At 59.0% G+C, this 21,916-nt stretch carries 22 protein-coding genes; 8 read left to right on the top strand and 14 right to left on the bottom strand.

Features of this window, described 5'->3' with window-relative positions:
* Positions 1-15: 15 nt before the first annotated feature.
* Positions 16-249 (top strand): BolA family protein, encoded by a 234-nt coding sequence (locus BLU28_RS06925; RefSeq protein ID WP_003516012.1) that lies wholly within the window; start codon positions 16-18, stop codon positions 247-249.
* Between the two features lie 117 nt (positions 250-366).
* Here the strand turns inward: BLU28_RS06925 and BLU28_RS06920 are convergent, their stop codons facing one another.
* Positions 367-1,515 (bottom strand): hypothetical protein, encoded by a 1,149-nt coding sequence (locus BLU28_RS06920; protein WP_077986219.1) that lies wholly within the window; start codon positions 1,513-1,515, stop codon positions 367-369.
* 110 nt (positions 1,516-1,625) lie between these two features.
* On the opposite strand from BLU28_RS06920, the gene BLU28_RS06915 reads away from it, so the two are divergent.
* The 3 genes from BLU28_RS06915 to BLU28_RS06905 all read left to right on the top strand — a co-directional run bounded on the left by BLU28_RS06915 (position 1,626) and on the right by BLU28_RS06905 (position 3,702).
* A complete protein-coding gene (locus tag BLU28_RS06915) occupies positions 1,626-1,874 on the top strand; it encodes a hypothetical protein (protein WP_004442452.1) in 249 nt (82 codons plus the stop codon).
* A gap of 146 nt (positions 1,875-2,020) precedes the next feature.
* Positions 2,021-2,356 (top strand): Grx4 family monothiol glutaredoxin, encoded by a 336-nt coding sequence (grxD, locus tag BLU28_RS06910; RefSeq protein WP_004442454.1) that lies wholly within the window; start codon positions 2,021-2,023, stop codon positions 2,354-2,356.
* 137 nt (positions 2,357-2,493) lie between these two features.
* Entirely contained in the window at positions 2,494-3,702 is a 1,209-nt protein-coding gene (locus BLU28_RS06905; RefSeq protein ID WP_006698780.1) for a multidrug effflux MFS transporter, read from the top strand.
* A gap of 221 nt (positions 3,703-3,923) precedes the next feature.
* Here BLU28_RS06905 and BLU28_RS06900 read toward each other — a convergent pair whose 3' ends face one another.
* The 5 genes from BLU28_RS06900 to rpsD form a co-directional block, all read right to left on the bottom strand.
* Entirely contained in the window at positions 3,924-4,748 is an 825-nt protein-coding gene (locus tag BLU28_RS06900) for an inositol monophosphatase family protein (protein WP_006698779.1), read from the bottom strand.
* A gap of 30 nt (positions 4,749-4,778) precedes the next feature.
* Entirely contained in the window at positions 4,779-5,606 is an 828-nt protein-coding gene (locus BLU28_RS06895; protein ID WP_077986220.1) for an inositol monophosphatase family protein, read from the bottom strand.
* Between the two features lie 16 nt (positions 5,607-5,622).
* Positions 5,623-6,549, bottom strand: a complete 927-nt coding sequence (gene ttcA / locus BLU28_RS06890) for a tRNA 2-thiocytidine(32) synthetase TtcA (protein WP_162699432.1) — start codon at positions 6,547-6,549, stop codon at positions 5,623-5,625.
* 61 nt (positions 6,550-6,610) lie between these two features.
* Positions 6,611-7,540: a glutaminase gene (locus BLU28_RS06885; protein ID WP_077986221.1), complete on the bottom strand. Its 930-nt coding sequence runs from the start codon at positions 7,538-7,540 to the stop codon at positions 6,611-6,613.
* 69 nt (positions 7,541-7,609) lie between these two features.
* Positions 7,610-8,227, bottom strand: a complete 618-nt coding sequence (rpsD, locus tag BLU28_RS06880) for a 30S ribosomal protein S4 (protein WP_004442465.1) — start codon at positions 8,225-8,227, stop codon at positions 7,610-7,612.
* A gap of 451 nt (positions 8,228-8,678) precedes the next feature.
* On the opposite strand from rpsD, the gene BLU28_RS06875 reads away from it, so the two are divergent.
* Positions 8,679-9,662, top strand: coding sequence for a TerC family protein (locus tag BLU28_RS06875; RefSeq protein WP_004442467.1), 984 nt, complete (start codon positions 8,679-8,681; stop codon positions 9,660-9,662).
* Between the two features lie 188 nt (positions 9,663-9,850).
* On the opposite strand, the gene BLU28_RS06870 is transcribed toward BLU28_RS06875, so the two are convergent.
* From BLU28_RS06870 to BLU28_RS06835, 7 genes are all read right to left on the bottom strand, one after another.
* Complete coding sequence (locus tag BLU28_RS06870) at positions 9,851-11,368, bottom strand: helicase HerA domain-containing protein (RefSeq protein WP_092651255.1); 1,518 nt, start codon at positions 11,366-11,368, stop codon at positions 9,851-9,853.
* Between the two features lie 127 nt (positions 11,369-11,495).
* Positions 11,496-12,383: an O-acetylserine/cysteine exporter gene (locus BLU28_RS06865; protein ID WP_006698774.1), complete on the bottom strand. Its 888-nt coding sequence runs from the start codon at positions 12,381-12,383 to the stop codon at positions 11,496-11,498.
* 34 nt (positions 12,384-12,417) lie between these two features.
* A complete protein-coding gene (locus tag BLU28_RS06860; protein ID WP_004442479.1) occupies positions 12,418-13,056 on the bottom strand; it encodes a LysE family translocator in 639 nt (212 codons plus the stop codon).
* 186 nt (positions 13,057-13,242) lie between these two features.
* Positions 13,243-13,482: a hypothetical protein gene (locus BLU28_RS06855; RefSeq protein ID WP_006698773.1), complete on the bottom strand. Its 240-nt coding sequence runs from the start codon at positions 13,480-13,482 to the stop codon at positions 13,243-13,245.
* A gap of 388 nt (positions 13,483-13,870) precedes the next feature.
* Positions 13,871-14,692, bottom strand: coding sequence for a glutamate racemase (gene murI, locus BLU28_RS06845; protein WP_004442486.1), 822 nt, complete (start codon positions 14,690-14,692; stop codon positions 13,871-13,873).
* Positions 14,676-15,509, bottom strand: a complete 834-nt coding sequence (locus BLU28_RS06840) for an RNA methyltransferase (RefSeq protein WP_004442488.1) — start codon at positions 15,507-15,509, stop codon at positions 14,676-14,678. Before BLU28_RS06840 ends, murI begins: the two co-directional genes overlap by 17 nt.
* A gap of 281 nt (positions 15,510-15,790) precedes the next feature.
* Entirely contained in the window at positions 15,791-16,321 is a 531-nt protein-coding gene (locus BLU28_RS06835; protein ID WP_022556500.1) for a hypothetical protein, read from the bottom strand.
* 214 nt (positions 16,322-16,535) lie between these two features.
* On the opposite strand from BLU28_RS06835, the gene BLU28_RS06830 reads away from it, so the two are divergent.
* Both BLU28_RS06830 and BLU28_RS06825 read left to right on the top strand, forming a co-directional pair.
* Positions 16,536-17,750 (top strand): NADP-dependent isocitrate dehydrogenase, encoded by a 1,215-nt coding sequence (locus BLU28_RS06830; RefSeq protein ID WP_035210117.1) that lies wholly within the window; start codon positions 16,536-16,538, stop codon positions 17,748-17,750.
* Between the two features lie 440 nt (positions 17,751-18,190).
* A complete protein-coding gene (locus BLU28_RS06825; protein WP_077986223.1) occupies positions 18,191-18,817 on the top strand; it encodes a glutathione S-transferase family protein in 627 nt (208 codons plus the stop codon).
* Positions 18,818-19,021: 204 nt separating this feature from the next.
* Here the strand turns inward: BLU28_RS06825 and alaS are convergent, their stop codons facing one another.
* Positions 19,022-21,685, bottom strand: a complete 2,664-nt coding sequence (gene alaS, locus BLU28_RS06820) for an alanine--tRNA ligase (RefSeq protein ID WP_077986224.1) — start codon at positions 21,683-21,685, stop codon at positions 19,022-19,024.
* Between alaS and BLU28_RS06815 the strand changes: the two genes are divergently transcribed.
* On the top strand, positions 21,684-21,905 hold the full coding sequence (locus tag BLU28_RS06815) for a hypothetical protein (RefSeq protein ID WP_077986225.1): 222 nt from the start codon (positions 21,684-21,686) through the stop codon (positions 21,903-21,905). The two genes, alaS and BLU28_RS06815, sit on opposite strands and share 2 nt — an antisense overlap.
* The last annotated feature ends 11 nt before the right edge of the window (positions 21,906-21,916 follow it).

Below are 21,916 nucleotides of genomic sequence, written 5' to 3'. Positions count from 1 at the left end.
TTAAGGAGAAACATCATGCCCATGAAACCCGGCGACATTGAAGACATGATTAAGGCGGGAATTCCCGGGGCAAAGGTCACGATCCGCGATCTGGCCGGTGATGGTGATCATTACGCGGCGGAAGTCGTGGCAGATGCATTCAAGGGCAAGACCCGCGTGCAGCAGCACCAGATGGTCTATGACGCGCTGAAGGGCAATATGGGCGGCGTCCTGCATGCCCTTGCCCTGCAGACCTCGGCGCCCGAATGATGACTGAGATCACCGGTCTCTGTCCCATCGGCTGAAAGACCTGACGGCTGAAGAATAAAGAAAGGCCCGCGTGATAGTCCCACGCGGGCCTTTTCATATTCGACGTTATCGAAACCTCTAAAGAGCAGGCGGCGTTTGTGACTCGAGGTCGGCAAATGAGGCGGCTGGCAGAGGCCCGGCCGTCAGCAGGGTAAAGTCGTAACCGGACCTGCGATCAGGCCCGAGAACATATTGCCGGTGCATTCTGAGGAAATTCCGCTTGTTCTTCTTGTAACGCTCCGGTGAAAGCGAATGCTTGAAGCGGATCGGCACGATTTTCGGTTGCGGCGCATCGCCATGACCGGTCAGCGCCACCGTGTTGCAACGATATAGATGGATCGGATCTGTGAGACACTGGATATCGAACCATGTCACCTCAGGGTGACGTGCGATGACGCCAATGCTCTGACGAAGCCGCACGGCGCTCGACAGAAACGCGCATTGCAGGGCCGCCCCACCCAGCGTTGCGAAAGACAACTTCCGTCCATCCAGCGCCTCCGGCTTCAGCTCCAGCACGCGGCCGATGACCGCGAGGGCCAAGCTGGCGCCCATGCTGTGCGAGACCACCAGAACCTCATCCGAAGACTGCTCCAGCGCCGTCAGGACAAGCGCTGCCTTCTCTTCGATCCAGCCTCGGGCAATCGGCTCGTCGCGGCCGACTGCGAGTGCGAACCGCCAGTCCGCATAAAGATGCAGGGTGTGAAAGCGCTCGGCAAACGGCAGGAAAGCCTTGGTGAAAAACAGGGCCGCAGCCGGAAGGCTGACCACCAGCAGCCACAGCGGTAAGGCGAAAAGCCAGGGCGACAGGCCAATCACCGCCGCAAGCACGCCACCGGCAAGCATCAGCAGGAACGGAAAAATAAAGAACAGCCCAAAACGCCATGCATGGCGGAAGTAGCGCGCCGCGCCCCCCTCACCGATAATGCCCGCTCCCGCCTTGAAGCCCTGCCAGACCTGCCGCCAGACCGGCGCATTCCGCAATTGTGAGATGACGGCATTATGATCATAGACGATGATGTCCGAACGCGTCCGCCAATCGCCTGACGAGGCTCCCACGGTGAATGTTTCGCCGCCCGGCCTGTTCTCCAGCGGCCCCACTGCATAATCGACGGCCCATGTTTTTCCTGCCAGCGCGGCGGCACGCTGATAACGCAGATGATGGGCAGCGGCATCAAGCGGATCGAAACCCGGGAAATAAAGGACAAGTCGTGACGTGACGGTCGGCATGCATAAACCTTCGGGCTGGAGGCACCCGAAAGGATCGCTTGATACAGTGGGCGATGCACGTATAGTAAAAATCGCGACGGAAATATGATTTATTTAAAGGCGGAGAAAATTTGTCTGGCATCGTCGATCAACTGATAAACGGCGTCGTCAAGGGCGCTTTGTCGGAAGTCCTCACCAAGACCGGCATCCGCAAGACGCGCCGCGCACGCCGGACGAAAAGCACCGGTTCTCTCGCCGGCGGTATTGTCGGCTCCGTTCTGGAAGCCGCAATCAAGGCCGCAGTCAAACCGAAGCCGGCCAAAAAACAGGTCAGCAAAAGACGCACCGCCGCCGCGCGCAGCCGGCAGAGATATCGCTAGGCGTCGGAAGACCGTTTTTTGGCGCGTTATGCGTTGCAGGAGGCACGCATTTTTTCCTTCCGACGGGTGGAAATCGCGCCACGACATGTTATTTAGAGGCTAACAGAAAGCAGCGGCCTTGAACCGCATGTGAAAGGAATAGGCCTATGAGCGGCATTCACGACATGATCGACAGCGAAGTGAAGAGCAACGACATCGTTCTTTTCATGAAGGGCACCCCGCAATTCCCGCAATGCGGTTTTTCCGGCCAGGTGGTACAGATCCTCGATTATCTCGGCGTCGACTACAAGGGCATCAATGTGCTTGCCGATGCCGACATCCGTCAGGGCATCAAGGACTATTCCAACTGGCCGACGATCCCGCAGCTCTACGTCAAGGGTGAGTTCGTTGGCGGCTGTGACATCGTGAGAGAGATGTTCCAGTCCGGCGAATTGCAGAGCCACTTCCAAGAACAGGGTATCAGCGTCCGCGGCGCGGCCTGATTTCGGCCGGTTCATCCGGCCCACCCTGATTGTCAGAAATTTATGCCAGGCGTTGCTTCATGCAACGCCTTTGCCGTTCTTTTTGGGGCAATCCTGTGACAAATCTTTCACAATCCACCGCTTCGCGCGCAGGCTCGATGGGGCGTACGGAATTCATTGCGCTGGCCGCAATGCTGATGGCGTTGAACGCGCTCGCCATCGATATCATGCTGCCCGGGCTTCAGGAAATCGGCGCCTCGCTGGGCGTCGAGAATGAAAACCATCGCCAATATGTCATTTCGGCCTACCTTCTCGGTTTCGGCGTCGCCCAGCTTCTCTATGGGCCGATCTCGGACCGTTTCGGTCGCCGCAAGCCGATGCTCTTTGGTCTTGCGATCTACATCGTTTCAGCGCTTGCGGTTGTTTTTGTGCCGTCCTTCTCCGGCCTGCTGCTCCTGCGTTTCATTCAGGGCATCGGTTCTGCGGCAACACGCGTCATCACCATCTCGATCGTCCGCGACATCTATGGCGGCCGCCAGATGGCTGAAGTCATGTCGCTGATCATGATGGTTTTCATGGTCGTTCCGGTCATCGCGCCCGGCACCGGTCAGATCGTTCTCTTCTTCGGAAACTGGCACCTTATCTTTGCCTTCATGGCCGGCATCGCTGCCGTGGTAACGGCCTGGATGTATTTCCGCCTGCCTGAGACCCTGCATCCGGACGATGTCCGCCCTTTCACCGCCCGTTCGGTGCTCGGCGGTTTCAAGATCGTGCTCACCAACCGCATTGCGCTTTGCTACACGCTCTCCAGCACCTTCATCTTCGGTGCGCTGTTCGGCTTTATCAATTCCGCTGAACAGGTCTACAAGGGCATTTACGGCCTTGGTCCATGGTTCGCGGCGGCATTTGCCGGCGTCGCCCTGTTCATGGCCTTTTCGTCCTTCATCAATGCGAGGCTTGTCGGAAGGTTCGGCATGCGCAAGCTGTCGCACGGGTCGCTGCTCGGCTTCATCGCCATCACCTTCATCTGGCTTGTGGTGCAGGTGCTGGGACCGGATCCGATGCCTTTCGCCATCTTCATCGTGTTCTTCGCACTTGCCATGTTCCAGTTCGGCTGGATCGGCTCGAACTTCAACTCGCTGGCCATGGAACCGCTTGGCCATGTCGCCGGCACGGCCTCCTCGGTGATTGGCTTCATGGGAACCATTGGCGGTTCGCTGATCGGCGCCGCCATCGGCCAGGCTTTCGATGGTACCGCACTGCCAATGGTGGCAGGTTTCTTCGTCGTCTCCATCATCGGCCTGATCTTTGTACTGATCGGCGAAAAGGGTGTGTTATTTCATGCCCACAACAAGCCGATCCGCTAAGGGACGTGGAAAAATAAAAGGGCGCGGAATTCTGTTCCGCGCCCTTTTTTGTTTGCTGGTGGGTCTCGCCGACGGCCGTTACCCCGGAGCTGATCCGGGGTTCAGCCAGCCCAAGTCCTTGGGCTGAAAAAGGTCCTTCCGCCGCGCAGACGCGCCGCAGCTGGATGCCGGATCAAGTCCGGCATGACGGTGAAGGTTGTGCACCCCACAAATCCGGAGCCTCAGACCGTGAAAATCTTCTCGCGCAGCAATTCCCACGTCTCCTGATTAGGCGCCAGCAGCAGCCCGCCATCCACATGGCGTGGCAGATAAGGCGAGCCATCAAGGCGGGCGGCATAGGCGCCCGATTCCTGCGAGATCAATGTGCCGGCCAAGTGGTCCCAGGGCATCAGCTTGTTATACATCAGGAAATGCATGTGGCCGCCGCAAAACAGGCGATACTCATGCGCGGCGCAGCGATAGCTGGTGAAGAGCCGCACATCGGCCAGGTTCACCAGAATCTTGCGGCGCGTCTCCACGTCGAAATAACCGGTATTGGCGATACCCACCATCTGCGACAGTTCCGGCGCCGGCACGACCGACATCTGCGTCTGCGCGCCATCGGCGCTGCACAGCCATGCGCCGGAGCCCTTTTCGGCAATGGCCCAGTCATTGCCCATGGGATCGAAGATCAGGCCGGCGACAGTCTCGCCCTTGGAGATGACGCTCATCATCACGCCGAAAAGCGGCAGGCCGGACGCAAAATTATAGGTGCCATCGATCGGATCGACCACGACAGCCAGATCGGCATCGGCAAGCTTGCCAAGCAGCGAAGCATCGGCCGCCACAGCCTCCTCGCCGATGAACAGAGCATCCGGCATGATCTCCTGCACGCGGGCGCGGATCAACCGCTCTGCGGCCTCGTCAGCCTCGGTAACCAGGTCGATCGCTTCGGTCTTGATCCTGACGTCGCCATCGCCCAGATTGCGGAACCTCGGCAGGATTTCAACCGCAGCAGCCTCCTGAAGCGCATTGGCAAGAGAGGCGATGTCGAGTTCGAGAGCCATGGGCGAGATCCTTCCATTTGAGCATAAATCTTATAAGGCGACGATTTCCCGCCGCAGCATCTTCCAGCTTTCCTTGTCGGGAGCAGAAAGTATGCCCCCGGTCGTCTGGCCGGGCCAATAGGGCGTGTTGTCGAAACGCGCCGTGTAGCCACCCGCTTCCTGATGGATGAGCACGCCTGCAAGGTGATCCCATGGCATCAGCTTTTCATGGCCGATGAAATGGAGATTGCCGGCGGAAGCGAGCCAATATTCATGTGCGGAGCAGTTAAGCGACAATGCCATCTTTATCTTCGCCATATTGGCGGCGATCACCGGCCGGCGATCCGGATGGCTGTGACCCCAAGAAAAGAGGCCGACCATGTCGGACAGTGGCGCGGGATCGGCAACCTTCAGCTTTGCCTGCGATCCGTTCTTGCGGTTGAGATAAGCGCCCTCGCCTTTCAGACCAATGACGGTGTCCCCCATGACGGGATCGTGGATAAGTCCAGCCACGGTCTCACCCTTGACGGTGACCGCGAGCAGCGTACCGAAGGCGGGAAAGCCGGAAGCGTAATTGAAGGTGCCGTCGATGGGATCGATCACGAAGGCAAGCGGCGCGTCGGCAAGGGCGGGAATGACGGAATGATCCGCGTCATAGGCCTCTTCGCCAACAATATGCGCTTTTGGAAACCGCTCGAGCAGCGCTGCGGTTATCAGCTTTTCGGCCAGAACATCCGCCTCGGTGACGAGATCGACGGCGGATGTCTTTTCGGAGATGGCGCCAGCGCTCAGGTTCCTGAAGCGGGGCATGATCTCATCCGTACCGGCAGCGGCAACGGTGGCAACGAGGAAATCGATATCTTTATCGGAAAGGGTCATCGCGCGGGGCACTTCTTCATAAGGGAGGGTGGGCCTCCCTAGGCTCTTCAGATGACGCCCCCGTGACAGAAAGCGCCGAAAAATCAAAAAGTCTGGGGTCGAGGAGATGGGAAGGGTTCACATGCGCCAGCGCCCGCAGCATCACATCCTTCCGACCGGGCATACGCCGCTCGATATCCGCCAGCATTTCCTTCATGGCGTTGCGCTGAAGTCCGTCCTGCGAGCCGCAAAGGTCGCAGGGGATGATCGGAAACTCCATTGCGGCCGCAAATTTCGCCATGTCTTCTTCGGCGCAATAGGCAAGCGGGCGCATGACCATCAGGTCACCCTCGTCATTCAAAAGCTTTGCCGGCATGCCGGCCAGACGTCCGCCATGGAAGAAGTTCATGAAGAAGGTCTCGAGAATATCCTCACGGTGATGGCCGAGCAGCAGCGCGTCGCAGCCCTCCTCCCGCGCGATGCGGTAAAGATTGCCGCGCCTGAGCCGCGAACAGAGCGAACAGTAAGTGCCGCCGGCGGGCACCTTCTCCTTCACCACCGAATAGGTGTCGCGATATTCGATGCGATGGGCAACGCCGATCTTCGCCAGATACTCCGGTAAGACATGCTTGGGGAAATTAGGCTGGCCCTGATCCAGATTGCAGGCGATCAGTTCAACGGGCAGCAGGCCGCGCCATTTGAGATCGAGCAGCAGCGCCAAAAGCCCGTAGCTGTCCTTGCCACCGGAAAGGCCGACCAGCCAGCGCTTCTGGCCTTTCAGCATGTCGAAATCTTCAAAGGCCTGACGCACATTGCGCAGCAGCCGCTTGCGCAGCTTGTTGAAGGAGACGGAGCGCGGTGCATTGTCAAATAGCGGATGCGAACTGCCAGCTTCTTCCGGCGATTCCTGATCTGCCACGATCTTTTCCGCGATGTCATCGACCCTGGTGAGAATATTCATCATCCGCTCGCTCCGGCACGACTGCCGTTATCCATGCAGGCAATGCTCCCATCCGCCCGGAAGATCAAGCCCCGAATACCGACCAACCTGTTTTCGTTGCCAGCATTTCCAGCGCATGTGACCCGAGCGCCGAGTTGCCGACCTTGTTGAGGCCCGGCGACCAGACCGCGATCGATGCCTTGCCGGGTGCCACCGCCATGATGCCGCCGCCGACGCCGCTCTTGCCCGGCAGGCCGACATGATAGGCGAAATCGCCCGACCCGTCATAATGACCGCAGGTCAGCATCAGCGCATTGATGCGCCTTGCGCGGCGGTCCGATACGACGGTATGCCCCGTCAGCGGGTTGCGGCCGCGATTGGCCAGAAACAGGCCAGCCCGGGATAGCTGCGCGCAGGTCATGGAAAGCGCGCACTGATGGAAATAGACCCCGAGCGTATATTCCACGGGGTGATGCAGATTGCCGAAGGAGCGCATGAAATTGGCGAGCGCGAAATTACGGAAACCCGTCGCCTGCTCGGATTTCGCCACCGTATCGTCGATGCTGATCGTGTCATCATCAGCGAGATACCGCACGAACCGCAGGAGCTCGCCGATCGCCTCGCGCGGCTGATGGCCGGACAAAACGATATCGGTCACCACGATCGCCCCGGCATTCACGAAGGGGTTGCGGGGAATTCCGTGCTCGTGCTCCAGCTGGACTATGGAGTTGAAGGACGATCCCGACGGTTCGCGACCCACCCGGTTCCATACCGTCTCACCGGCCTTGCCGAGCGCCAGCGTCAGCATGAAGACCTTGGAAATGCTCTGGATCGAAAACGGCGTCAGCGCATTGCCAGCCGTATAAGTCGTTCCATCGACCGTGGTGATGGCGATGCCGAACTGGTTGGGATCGACCTTGGCGAGTTCGGGAATGTAATCCGCAACCTTCCCCTCGCCCAGCCTCGGCAGCATGCTGTCATGGATGGAATCGACGATACTCTGAATGTCCTGCATGCAAAGCCTTCCCCAGCAAACAAAAAAGCCGCCCCGAAGGGCGGCTTCCTGAATACTGAAACGCGTCGATTAACGCGAGTAGAATTCGACGACCAGATGCGGTTCCATGACGACCGGGTAAGGAACGTCGGAGAGCGACGGAACGCGAGCGTAGGTCGCAACCATCTTGTTGTGGTCAACTTCGATGTAGTCAGGAACGTCGCGTTCAGCGAGCTGAACGGCTTCCAGAACGGTTACGAGCTGCTTGGACTTCTGGCGAACTTCGATAACGTCGCCCGGCTTGCAACGGTAAGAACCGATGTTGACGCGAACGCCGTTAACCGTGACGTGGCCATGGTTGATGAACTGGCGCGACGCGAAAACGGTCGGAACGAACTTGGCGCGGTAGACGATGGCGTCCAGACGCGACTCGAGCAGGCCGATCAGGTTTTCAGAGGTATCGCCCTTGCGACGGTTTGCTTCGTCGAAGGTAGCGCGGAACTGCTTTTCGCGCAGTTCGCCGTAGTAGCCCTTGAGCTTCTGCTTGGCGCGCAGCTGCGTGCCGAAGTCGCTCATCTTGCCCTTGCGGCGCTGGCCGTGCTGGCCCGGGCCGTATTCGCGGCGGTTAACCGGGGACTTCGGACGGCCCCAGATGTTTTCGCCCATGCGGCGGTCGATTTTGTACTTAGCCGATTCGCGCTTGCTCATCGTATTTCCTTCTCAAAGGTTTATACCGGCTTGTTGCCAAACCGGGTTAAGGAAACACGCCCTCCTCTGAGGCCCGTTGCAGGGCCTCTGACAGGCTTCTCACATGCGAATGGAGAAACCACGGGACATGTCGGTGATATTGACCGCCGAACGTCAGTTCTTAAACTGCAGGGCAGTCAACAAAACACACCGGACATCACTGCCCGGCGTTGGGGCGGCTTCTACAGAGCTTTCACGGTTTTGTCAAACAAGGCTTTTCGCTTTTTTCTGAAGTCTCCTCTTGAAAAGCAAAAGCGCCCACCCATCTCTCCATCGTGATCAGAACTCGGGCCCCTCTGGCGTGTTACCGGACAACACGTGATGTCGAGTTTGTTAAGGTTGGGGCCCACGTATATTCTTGACACGCGTTCCCCATCCGCAAAGCCAACCTCGTCCGGCTAAAGGTTGACTGATGGACTTTCTTCTATCGGATTTTCTCGGCACACCCACCTGGATGTGGGGTGTCTTCATTTCTCTTGTCCTTGGCCTGCTCGCGCTCGATCTCGGCGTACTTCATAAGAATTCCAAGGAAATCGGCGTTCGTGAAAGCCTGCTGATGTCAGGCTTCTATATTGCCATCGGCCTCGCCTTTGGCGGCTGGATCTGGTATCAGTCCGGCCAGCAGTCCGCCATGGAATATGTCACGGGCTTCGTGGTCGAAAAAAGCCTGGCGATGGACAATATCTTCATCATCGCCATGATCTTCTCCTATTTTGCCATTCCGCGCCAATACCAGCACCGCGTGCTGCTCTGGGGTATCCTCGGCGTTATCGTCCTGCGCGGCATCATGATTGCCGGCGGCGCGGCCATCGTCGAAAACTTCCACTGGGTGCTTTACCTCTTTGCGGCCTTCCTCGTCTTTACCGGCCTCAAGATGCTGTTTTCCTCCGACCATGACGAGAACGACATCGGCAACAACCGCATCCTGAAATTCCTGCGCAGTCACCTGCCGGTGACAAACAGGCTGCATGGCGAAAAGTTCTTCGTCAAGGAAACCGATGAGACAACCGGAAAACTGAAGACCTTCGTGACGCCGCTCTTCCTGGCGCTCATCATGGTCGAAATCGCCGACCTCATCTTTGCCGTCGATTCGATCCCCGCAATCTTCGCGATCACCACCGATCCGTTTATCGTCTATACCTCGAACATCTTCGCGATCCTCGGCCTGCGCGCCCTCTATTTTGCGCTTGCCGCCCTGATCCATCGCTTCGCCTACCTGAAATATGCATTGGCTGCGGTTCTGGTCTTTGTCGGTTCCAAGATTTTCGTGGCCGACATGCTCGGCATCGCCAAGATCCCGCCGGCCGTTTCGCTGGGTGTCACCGTCGCCATTCTCGTCACCGGCGTCGTCGGTTCGCTGATCGCGACACGCAAGGAAGCGAAGGCCATCGAGTAAGGTCAAGCAATGAGGAGGCGGAAATGCCTCCTCACACGCCGTCACCCCAGACTTGATCCGGGGTCCAGTGCGGTCAAGTCCTTGATCGCAATAGACTCTTCTCACGACGCAGACGCGCCGTGGCTGGATGCCGGATCAAGTTTGGCATGACGGGGGAATAAATCGACGCAAACAAACCCGCAGCACCCTCACTCCGCCGCCAGCCTTGCATCATCCTCAGCCGCATCCGCATCGCCGGGCGCGGTTTTTGCGTCGAGATCGGGAAATGCCACGATACGCTTGCCGGAGAAATCGGCATGCACCACCACAAGCTCCTTCTCCTCGAAATAACTAAGGAGACGCCGTGCGCGGCGGGCGGAATGGGTGCCGTAGGCGCGGGCAATTCGGGCATCGGACGGGCAAGGTTCCTCGCCGAGCGCTGCCTTGACGAGCAGCAGAAAAACGCCCTGCAGGTCATCGGAAACCGACATCGACAATTCCAGCGCCTTCTCCCAGCCTTCGCTTGCCGCCATAGCCGCATCAACGCCTGAACGGGCAATCGCCACCTGCCGGCGGAATTCCGCCAGCGTCATCGGCGTGCCGGGAATGCGGCGCATGCGGGCGCGCACCAGGAAATCCTGATAAAGCACGGCGTCGGTACGATAGGCGGATTGAGGGTCATCGAGAATTTCAACGAGAACCGCTGAAATCTTTTCCTCGCGCTCTTCCGGCGTTATTTCCGGCTGGCCCGCACGTGGCGACTGCTCCGGCGCTGGACCGACGGCCGCGGGAGTAGACCGGGACAATTCAGCCAGAATATCCGTTGTTGGACGCGGAGCCGGCGGTGTGCGACGAATTGCGGGACGCGTGAATTCTTCCGGGTCCGGCGTAAAGATCAGGTCTTCAACATCCTGCGGCGCATCCGGCAGCGGCATCAGCTTCGGTGAAGAGGAGCGCGCCGAGGTTTCCACCGCCCCGATGACGATGGGCAGCGGACGGCGCGAAAGCGCCGGGCCGAGCGCCACGAAATTGCCGCGCTGAAGATCGCGGAACATTTCCGCCTGCCGCCGGTCCATGCCGAGCAGATCGGCAGCGCGCGCCATATCGATATCGAGGAAGGTACGGCCCATCAGGAAGTTGGAGGCTTCCGCGGCCACGTTCTTGGCAAGCTTGGCCAGTCGCTGCGTGGCGATGACGCCGGCAAGACCACGTTTACGGCCACGGCACATCAGATTGGTCATGGCGCCAAGCGAGGCCTTGCGGGCATCTTCCGTCACTTCACCGGCAACCGACGGCGCAAACATCTGCGCTTCATCCACCACCACAAGCACCGGATACCAGAATTCGCGATCGGCATCGAACAGGCCGTTGAGGAAAGCAGCGGCCGCCCGCATCTGCTGTTCGATATCGAGACCTTCCAGCGTCAGCACGCAGGAAACACGATGCTGGCGAATGCGGTTGGCGATGCCCGCGAGCTCGGCTTCCGTGCGCTCGCCATCCACGACCACATGGCCGAATTTATCGGACAGCGTAACGAAATCACCCTCGGGATCGATGATGACCTGCTGCACCCATGGCGCCGATTGCTCGAGCAGCCGGCGCAGCAGATGCGACTTGCCGGAACCGGAATTGCCCTGCACCAGCAAACGCGTCGCAAGCAATTCTTCAATATCGAGCTTGGCCTGCTGCCCGCCCGATAGAGTTCCCATGTCGATGCCGACCTGCAATGTTCCGTTCCTCGTACTGCCTCAGATCCGGCCGATTCCCCTCGCGGCGGCCGAACATGCTCTTTACCAAAAAATCGTCGATTGCGTCTCGCCTATGCCGGTAATGCACAGGCATTTGCGTTCCGGCCTAAGCAGGACGGCGCCAGGCGCGGGCAAAGGCAATACGCCGCCCGAAGACATTGAGCGCCAGCCCGAGAATCACGAGCGCTGCGCCGGCCACTTCGAAGACTGTGATATGTTCCGCAAAAGCGAGATAGGCGCTGATGAAGCCAACGACGGGCACCAGTAGAGAAAACGGCGCCACCGTTCCAGCCGGATACCGCAGAAGCAGATAACTCCAGATACCAGCGCCGACAATTGTCGCACCATAGGCCATATAGATCACCACGAACGCCATGGTCGGCGTCGCATTGACCACCCCATCGGCTATCGCCTGAGGACCCTCCACCACGAGCGAAAGCAGGATCAACGGCAGAACAGGCACAAGGCTCGTCCAGGCAACGAAGGAGACCGCATTGACCTGGCCGATGCGGCGATTGACGATGTTACCGCAGGCCCAGGCAATGGCGGAACCGACGCCCATCAGAAGCGGCACTAGCGCCGCCGCCGTCATGCGCTCGACGCCGATGACCGCAAGCCCGCCAAAAGCGATGATTGCACCGAGGATTTGCGACGGCAACGGCCGTTCCCCGAGGAACACCACGGCAAGCGCCAGCGTGAAAAAGGCCTGCGACTGCATGACGAGCGAAGCAAGCCCCGCTGGCAGCCCAAGCTTGATGGCCGGATAAAGCAGGCCGAACTGCACAAAACCCATGGCCATGCCGTAAACGATCATATGCCGCCAGGGCACATTGGGCCTGGGCAGGAAAAACACCAGTGGCACTGCCGCAAAGAGATAACGAACCCCCGTCAAAAACAGCGGCGGCATATCGTTGACGCCGATCTTGATGACAACGAAGTTGAAGCCCCACAAAAACACGGTAACCAGGGCCAGAAGTATATGCGGCAATGCCATTTTATTATGTCCGAATGTCAGTCGATGGAGGGCGTCATACGCTGGCCGCCCTCTTCCAGCCAAAGGCAACGAGACCAGCGCCGATCAGGAGGCCACCGCCCGTGCGGTTGACAATCCGCTGAACCTTCGGCTTGCGGATCGTATTACGGGCGGCACTTGCCAGAAGTCCATAAAGCGCCGCGTTGACAGTGGCAAGCACAAGGAACGTCGCCTCGAAAATCAGCACCTGCGGCCAGAACGGCAATGTCGGCACCAGAAACTGCGGCAAAAAGGCCACGAAGAACACGATGCTCTTCGGGTTAAGCGCGGTAACGATATAGGCATGCAGGAAGATTTTGAGCGGTCTTTCCCGGCCCGTCACGCCGGTTCCATCGGTACCTTCGCCACCAACCGGCGAACGCCACAGCTTGATGCCGAGATAGATGAGGTAAGCCGCACCGATCCATTTCAGCCCGGTAAAAAGCGCTGCGGATGTGGCGAGCAACGCCCCAAGCCCCAACATCGAGGCCGTCATGGCGGTGAAATCGCCGAGCGCCACGCCTGTCACCGTTGCGGTGCTGGCCTTACGGCCATGGCCCAGCGCATAAGAAATGACCAGCAGGATCGTCGGTCCTGGAATGGCAAGCATGATGGCGGACGCGGCCACGAAGGCCAGCCAGTTTTCCAATGGCATGATGAATCTCCTCTATCCCGAGTCTTGAGCAAGCCACGGAAAATGTTTTGCTTCAAGCCGGATTGTACGAGCTGTGCAGCTCTCTCCCGATGCCCCCGGAAACGTCCCGGTACGAGTTTCTCCGTATTCCGCGGTCAAACTGGGACCGGCCTCTCCCGCATGTGCGTGCGGAAGAGGCCACCATTGTCAAAACCGCGGCGCCCAGTAGGGCGTTTCCCAGTCTCGCCGCCGCTTCACGCGCGAAGGGTCGAGGCCGATATCGACCAGAAGGCGCTCCGGCAGATCGGCAGGGTCAGTTGGTGGCGCGCGGGGCACGACAGCGGCAATGAGAACCGCTTTGAGAGTTTTCCAGACGCCGAATGTGACGAACAGACGGTCCACCGCATCCGGCAGCGCATATGCTACCAGTGGTTGATTTTTTTGCATGGGAAATCCATCCCGGCGCGGCAAAGCGGCCAGGTCCTTTATCGATGAAAAACGACAGGACGAAACGACGGGCGCAGCAAAGATGCCGCACAAACGCGCAGGTCACATGTCGAACGAAATGAAAACGCCAAACGGCAGGGAAATCAGGCCTAAGCCTTATCGGAGGGAGATGCCTCGCATCCCATAACCGCCGATATTCATGCCGGAAAGGCCAGACATGCCGTTAAGGCGCATATTCATGTCATTGGTCATTCCACGCCTCCATTTATAGCGGTTACAGACGAGAAACACCTTACACAGGAAATCCGGCGCGACAAGAGGTCGCAATCTCGAATTGTAAAGAGTCGCAAAAAAGATGCAAAAATGCAACAGACTCATGGAAGGGAAATCAGGACACGGAGACGCTGAGGCCAAAACCCTGCATCAGCCGCCGCGTGGCAAAGTCCGGCTTGCCAGATGTGAAGACGGCGAAGTCGAATCCATCGGGGTGTTCGGCATCCTGGGGCATCGGCACCAGATGACGGGCACGTCTTGCAATTGCCTCGGCGGGATCGAGCCAGTCTACCGGCCAGGGCGCCAGACGGCGAAACACGTTGGCCATGAAAGGATAGTGGGTGCAGGCGAGAACGACGATATCTGTGCGTTTTCCATCGCTTTCGATAAAACAGGGTTCGATTTCGGCAAGCACCGCCTCTTCCGACACCGGCTCCCCCCTGATCCAGCTTTCGGCCATGCGCGCAAGGTTTTCCGAGCCGACAAGGCGGACATGGCATTGCGTCGCGAAGGACTGGATGAGATCGCGCGTATAGGCACGCTTGACGGTGCCGGGCGTCGCCAGAACGGAGACGAGGCCGGAACGGGTGCGCTCCGCCGCCGGTTTGATGGCGGGTACTGTTCCGACAAAGGTCATCTGCGGAAACCGGGCACGCAGATCGGCACCGGCAAGCGTGAAGGCGGTATTGCAGGCAATGACGCAGACTTCCGGGCTGAAATCCTGCAGCAGTTTTTCAAAAAGCGAGAGAATGCGCGCCCTGAGCGCCTCCTCCTCCCAGCCGCCATAGGGAAAACCGGCGTCGTCGGCCACATAGATGAAACCGCGCTCGGGCATCAGCACGCGCGCTTCGCGCAGCACAGTCAGCCCGCCAATGCCGGAATCGAACACCAGCACCGGCTTCAGCACGTCGGTGGCCGCCTCACTCGTCTTCAGCATTCTCCCCTGCTCCCTCGGCCGATGGCCCCGTTGCCCGACCGGCCTGCTTCGGCCACTGCCGGGGAAAACGGTCGAGCGAATTGATCACGCCGCGGAAAACACTGATTTCCTGCTCGGAAAAACCGCGTCTCGACAGCACGGCACGCAGATTGTCGACCATTTTCGGCTTTTTTTCAGCGGGATGGAAATAACCGCGCGCATCCAGCGCTTCCTCGAGATGTTCAAACAGGCCAAAAACCTGCTCCTTGGTCGAAGGCCGCTGCTCGACGGACTGGAAAAGCGTCTCGCCCAGATCGTCCATGCCTGACTTCATCCACTCATAGGACATCAGGAGCACGGCCTGCGCAATATTGAGCGATGCAAAGGCGGGGTTGACCGGAAATGTCACGATCTCATCGGCCAACGCCACTTCCTCATTGGTCAGGCCCCAGCGTTCACGACCAAACAGGATGCCTGTCTTTTCGCCCGCCTTGAATTTTGCCCGGAGCGTATCGGCCGCAGTGACTGGCGATCGTACCGGCTTGAACCCATAACGCTCGCGCGCGGTCGTGGCATAAACGAAATTGAGATCCTTGATCGCCTCTTCCAGGGTATCGAACACCGTCGTCGCGTCGATGACGTGATCGGCCTTGGAAGCGGCGGAGCGCGCCTTTTCGCTTGGCCAGCCATCACGCGGGTTGACGAGGCGCAGCTCGGCAAGCCCGAAATTGGCCATCGCTCGCGCCACCATGCCGATATTTTCGCCGAGCTGCGGTTCGACCAGAATGATCGCCGGGCCTTCCGCCAGAAGTTCAAGCTCGCTGTTTGTGCCTGCCATCGTTGTTTGTCCGTTGTTTTTAAAAGCGCGGCATAGACTTTGACGCCGATACCGTAAAGCGCGCTTCACTGGCACAGATTGCCGTTAAAATCAAAGTCGGAGAGAGCGCACACCCGCTCGGCGTTGCTGGAGATGAGAGCAACACCGCTACCCCGTCATCCTCGGGCTTGAACCGAGGATCCACAACCCGTTGAAATCAATGGATCCTCTGGCCAAGCTCGAGGATGACGGGGAGTGTGGCGAAAACCTCGCATCACTCTCCACCGGCTCAAACGTACCCATTACTCCCCCTTGATGATGTTCGCCATCTCCTCACGCAGCGAGTCCCGGCCTTCGTCGCCAACCCGGTGAATGTCGCTGATGACAGGGCGGCCCTCCTCCTCGATCACATCGAAATGCACCTCGTCCACGGTCGCCTTCATCTCCGCCTCATCCATGCAGGCCCAGAGCTTGAATTTGGCCGTCACGTCAGTCACGCCATCCTTCACCGCGCCCGCCGTCACGGACACATCCTGCAGCGGGCAGCCATCCTGCGAGTTGGTCACGACATCATAACCGAATGGATCGCCCTTCTCGCCGCTTTCGGCCTCGTAAGCCGGCTTCTTGGAGGCTTCACGGTATTGCGCGACGAACTCCTTGCTGAAGAGGCTCGTCAGCATGTCCTCGTCAAAGATGTATTTCCAGTTTTCCGCATCGCCGGACCAGTTCTTGACGGTGATATCCATCACCTTCTGGACGGGATCGGCGGGACCGGCCGCGAGGGCGGCGTGGGAAAAAAGAACGGCGGCAGTCAGAAGCAGAATTTTCCGCATGGTGTGATCCCGGTAGAGGCCCAGAGACGGGCGAAGCGATTCGCCTGACTGTATTCCGGCATTATGGTTTGGCAATGCGCAAAGCGTTATTGCGCTGCGCCAAAAAAGCGCCCCCCATGGCTTTGCCTCAGGCGCGTGCGATGCTATAGCCCCACCGGATATTTTTCCGACTATGGGCGTCAACAGGCGCCACAGCTTCGAAGGTGAGGAATTCATGGCAAAGATCAAGGTAGCCAATCCAGTGGTCGATCTCGACGGCGACGAAATGACCCGTATCATCTGGCAGCTCATCAAGGACAAGCTGATCCTGCCATACCTCGATCTCGACATCGAATATTACGACCTCTCGGTTGAAAACCGCGACGCCACCAACGACCAGGTCACGGTTGACGCGGCCCACGCCATCAAGAAGCACGGCGTCGGCATCAAGTGCGCCACCATCACCCCGGATGAGCAGCGCGTCGAGGAATTCGGCCTGAAGCAGATGTGGAAGAGCCCGAACGGCACCATCCGCAACATTCTGGGCGGCGTCATCTTCCGCGAGCCGATCATCTGCAAGAACGTTCCGCGCCTCGTTCCGGGCTGGACGAAGCCGATCGTTGTTGGCCGCCACGCTTTCGGTGACCAGTACAAGGCAACCGATTTCAAATTCCCCGGCAAGGGCAAGCTGACGATCAAGTTCGTCGGTGAAGACGGCCAGGTTATCGAAAAGGACGTTTTCGACGCTCCGAGCGCCGGCGTGGCTCTTGCCATGTACAACCTTGACGAATCCATCCGCGAATTCGCCCGCGCCTCCATGAACTATGGCCTGATGCGCAAGTGGCCGGTTTACCTCTCCACGAAGAACACCATCCTCAAGGCCTATGACGGCCGCTTCAAGGATATCTTCGAAGAAGTCTACCAGACCGAATTCAAGAAGCAGTTCGACGAAATCGGCATCACCTATGAGCACCGCCTCATCGACGACATGGTCGCTTCCGCGCTGAAGTGGTCTGGCGGCTACATCTGGGCCTGCAAGAACTATGACGGCGACGTTCAGTCGGACACGGTTGCTCAGGGCTTCGGCTCGCTCGGCCTGATGACCTCGGTTCTTCTGTCCCCCGATGGCCGCACGGTCGAAGCGGAAGCGGCGCACGGCACGGTCACGCGCCACTACCGTCAGCACCAGAAGGGTCAGGAAACCTCGACCAACTCGATCGCCTCCATCTTCGCCTGGACCCGTGGCCTCGCCCACCGCGCCAAGCTGGACGACAATGCGGAACTCGCAAAGTTCGCGGCAACGCTCGAGACCGTCTGCGTCGACACCGTCGAAAGCGGCTACATGACAAAGGACCTCGCGCTCCTCATCGGCCCGGACCAGCCCTGGCTCTCCACCACAGCCTTCCTCGACAAGATCGACGAAAACCTCAAGAAGGCGATGGCTGCCTAAGCCTGCTTTCCCAAGACGTCAAAACCCGGCCTCAGTGCCGGGTTTTTTATTTGCTCGGTATAGATGAGGCATTCGTTCAATAGAACCGAAATGGACAACCAGATAGCGAACAAATATCGTTACGTGCCGGCTGGTTGAGCCAAGAGAAAAAACTCTGACACAACGCAGATTTCTTTTTGTTCACGGCATCTTGATTAGCGGTTGCACTAAGCGCAGAATTTGATTCTGCGTGTCCAGGGCCAGCAGGACAATAAGACTAAGATTAAACAGCATCTACTTGCACACAACTTGCCCGACACAGTCAAACGTTCATCGTAGCATCCACGCGATCTTGGAAAGACGCTAGGGATGTTGCGGACTTTAAAAATATGAAACGCAGGCCGAAAGCCCTTTGGGTTCGCCTGATGTTTCGACGATTTTGCTTGGGGAGGCAAAAGAGCATGAGTGAACTGATCTTTTACACCAACCCCATGTCGCGCGGGCGTATCGCGCGGTGGATGCTCGAGGAAGTGGGCGTTCCCTATCGAACCGAGATACTTCGTTTCGAAACCTCGATGAAATCGCCCGCCTATCGGCTGATCAATCCGATGGCCAAGGTGCCCGCCGTCAAACATGGCGATACCATCGTCACCGAGGCCGCCGCGATCTGCGCCTATCTGGCTGACGCCTTTCCCGGTGCGAACCTGGCGCCCACACCCAAGTCACGCGGGCTCTATTACCGCTGGATGTTCTTTGCCGCAGGCCCGCTGGAAATGGCGGCGAGCATGAAGGCAATGGGTTTTGAAGTGCCGAAGGAAAAATTGCGTATGGCCGGCTGCGGCAGCTATGCGGATGTGATGAACACGCTGGAACGGGCCGTCAGCGAAAACCGCTTCATCGCCGGCGATCTCTTTACCGCCGCCGATGTCTATGTCGGCGCCCATGTTGGCTGGGGCCTGCAATTCGGCACGATTGAAAAACGCCCGGCCTTCATCGACTACCTGGCGCATCTGACCGAGCGCCCGGCCTTCAAGCGGGCCGCGCAGCTCGATGAGGAAGCGGCGAAGGATATGAAAGCGACGGACTAGAGCATTTCCGGTGATCACAGGATCACCGGAAATGCTCTAGTGTTTGTTTTTACCGCATTGTCCGACGCCGAAGCGAACACGCTTCGGCTGGAAATGCTTCAGCAGGCTTGGCGCTGCCCAGCGCAGAATAGTCCCTGAACCATCCACAAACGGAAATTCACAAGAAAAAGGCGGGCCAAAATCCCGCCTTCTCTTTTCTGTCGATCAGGCCGCCAGAGCCGCTGCCACCGCTTCGATGGCCTCCTGCGCCTTGGCGCCATCAGGACCACCTGCCTGCGCCATGTCCGGTCGGCCGCCGCCGCCCTTGCCGCCAAGTGCGGCGGAAGCAGTGCGGACGATATCGACGGCGCTGAAACGGGACGTCAGATCTTCCGTCACGGCGGCGACAGCGCTTGCCTTGCCATCCTCGGAAACGGCGATCAGCAATACAACACCGGAGCCAAGGTTGGCCTTGGCCTCATCGGCAAGCCCCTTGAGATCCTTGGCATCGATACCAGCAAGGGATTTTGCCAGGAAGTTGACGCCCGCAACCTGCTTGACGTCGCTTGCCCCGGCATCCGTCGAACCGCCGCCCATGGCGAGCTTCCGGCGGGCATCGGCGAGCTCACGCTCCAGCTTCTTGCGCTCGTCCAGCAGGCCTTCAACGCGCGACAGGACATCGCCCGGCTGAACCTTTAGCGACGAGGCGAGCGCCTTTACCCGCTCGTCCTGTTCGGCGAGATAGGCAAGCGCGCCCTGGCCAGTTACGGCCTCGAGACGGCGCACACCGGCACCGACGGCGCTTTCACCGAGGATGCGGATGAGACCGATCTGGCCGGTGGCGCCCACATGCGTACCGCCACAAAGCTCGACGGAATAAGGACGGTTGGCTTTCGAGCCATGCAAGCCGGTGCCCATGGAGACGACACGAACCTCGTCACCGTATTTCTCGCCGAACAGCGCCATCGCGCCCTCGGCAATGGCGTCATCGACGCTCATCAGGCGGGTGACGACAGGCGAGTTCTGCAACACGATTTCGTTGGCCATTTCTTCAACGACCTTCAGCTCCTCGGCCGACATCGGCTTCGGATGTGAAACGTCAAAGCGCAGGCGCTCGGGCGCGACCAACGAACCCTTCTGGGCGACGTGGGTGCCCAGCACTTCACGCAACGCCTCATGCAGGAGGTGGGTGGCGGAGTGATTGGCGCGCAGACGCGAGCGACGGTCATGATCGACCGTCAGCTGAACGGCATCGCCGACTTTCAGGCCGCCCTTGGAGACGGTGCCCATATGAACGAAGAGGCCTTCGCCGCGCTTCTGGGTATCGGAAACGGCAAAGGCGCCATTATCGCCGGTGATGACGCCGGTATCGCCCATCTGGCCACCAGACTCGCCATAAAACGGCGTCTGATTGACGACGACCTGTACGGTCTCACCATCCGCAGCGCTCTCGACAGCCTTACCATCCTTGACGATGGCCTGCACCACGCCCTCGGCAGTTTCCGTGTCGTAACCGAGAAACTCGGTGGCGCCGAGCTTTTCCTTGAGTTCGAACCAGATCGTTTCGGTGGCCTTGTCGCCGGAACCGGCCCAATGCGAGCGGGCTTCCGCCTTCTGGCGCTCCATGGCATCCGTGAAGCCGGAAATATCGACGCCGATTTCGCGGGCGCGCAGTGCGTCCTGCGTCAGGTCGAGCGGGAAACCATAGGTGTCGTAAAGCTTGAAAGCGGTCTCACCATCCAGCATGTCGCCCTTGTGCAGGGTCGAGGTGGCATCCGACAGCAGCGACAGGCCGCGTTCCAGCGTCTTGCGGAAACGGGTTTCCTCAAGCTTCAGGGTTTCGGAGATCAGCGCTTCGGCACGCACGAGTTCCGGATAGGCACGGCCCATCTGCTGCACCAGCGACGGCAGCAGCTTGTAGATCAGCGGCTCGCGCGCGCCGAGCAGTTCGGCATGGCGCATGGCGCGACGCATGATGCGGCGCAGAACATAACCGCGGCCTTCATTGGACGGCAGCACGCCATCTGCGATCAGGAACGCAGACGACCGCAGGTGGTCGGCGATGACGCGGTGGCTGGCGCGCTTTTCGCCTTCAGCCGGAACACCCGTCGCTTCGACGGAAGCGGCGATCAGCGCGCGGAACAGGTCCGTATCGTAATTGTCATGCTTGCCCTGCAGCAGCGCGGAGATACGCTCCAGACCCATACCGGTATCGATCGACGGGCGCGGCAGGTCGATGCGCTCTTCCTTCGTCACCTGCTCATATTGCATGAAGACGAGGTTCCAGATTTCGATAAAGCGGTCGCCATCCTCTTCCGGCGAGCCGGGCGGGCCGCCCCAGATATGATCGCCATGGTCGTAGAAGATTTCGGAACAGGGGCCGCAGGGTCCGGTATCGCCCATCGCCCAAAAATTGTCGCTGGTCGGGATGCGGATGATGCGGTCGTCGGAGAAACCGGCGATCTTCTTCCAGAGGTTAAAGGCCTCGTCGTCGGTGTGATAAACCGTGACCAGCAGGCGATTGCGGTCGATACCGAATTCCCTGGTGATCAGGTTCCAGGCGTGGGTGATCGCCTCTTCCTTGAAATAATCGCCGAAGGAGAAGTTGCCGAGCATTTCGAAGAAGGTGTGGTGACGGGCGGTATAACCGACATTGTCGAGGTCGTTATGCTTGCCACCAGCGCGCACGCATTTCTGCGCAGATGCCGCAGTAGAATAAGGACGGGTTTCCAGACCGGTGAAGACGTTCTTGAACTGCACCATGCCGGCATTGGTGAACATCAGCGTCGGATCGTTGCGCGGCACCAGCGGGCTGGAGGGCACAATCTCGTGTCCGTTCTTCTTGAAGTAGTCGAGGAAGGTCGACCGAATTTCATTTACACCGCTCATGCCCACACACCGCTCACAGCTGGAGTCCATCACCGCCATCGGAAATGATGGCTATATTGCAAAATCAATGGCTTTTATCGTCCGCATCCTGCCCTGTCCAGCCATCCAAGTCAGCGAAGGCGTACCGACAAAGAAAAAGGGCCACACGACAGAAATCGCACGGCCCGTTTCGTTCAATTCGATTCACATCGAGACAGGCGATCCGGCAACGGATGCCTGAAGCTCGACGGC

The sequence above is a fragment of the Agrobacterium pusense genome (assembly GCF_900102105.1).
GTDB lineage: Bacteria > Pseudomonadota > Alphaproteobacteria > Rhizobiales > Rhizobiaceae > Agrobacterium > Agrobacterium pusense.
This window is presented reverse-complemented; position numbering and strand designations above follow the sequence as displayed.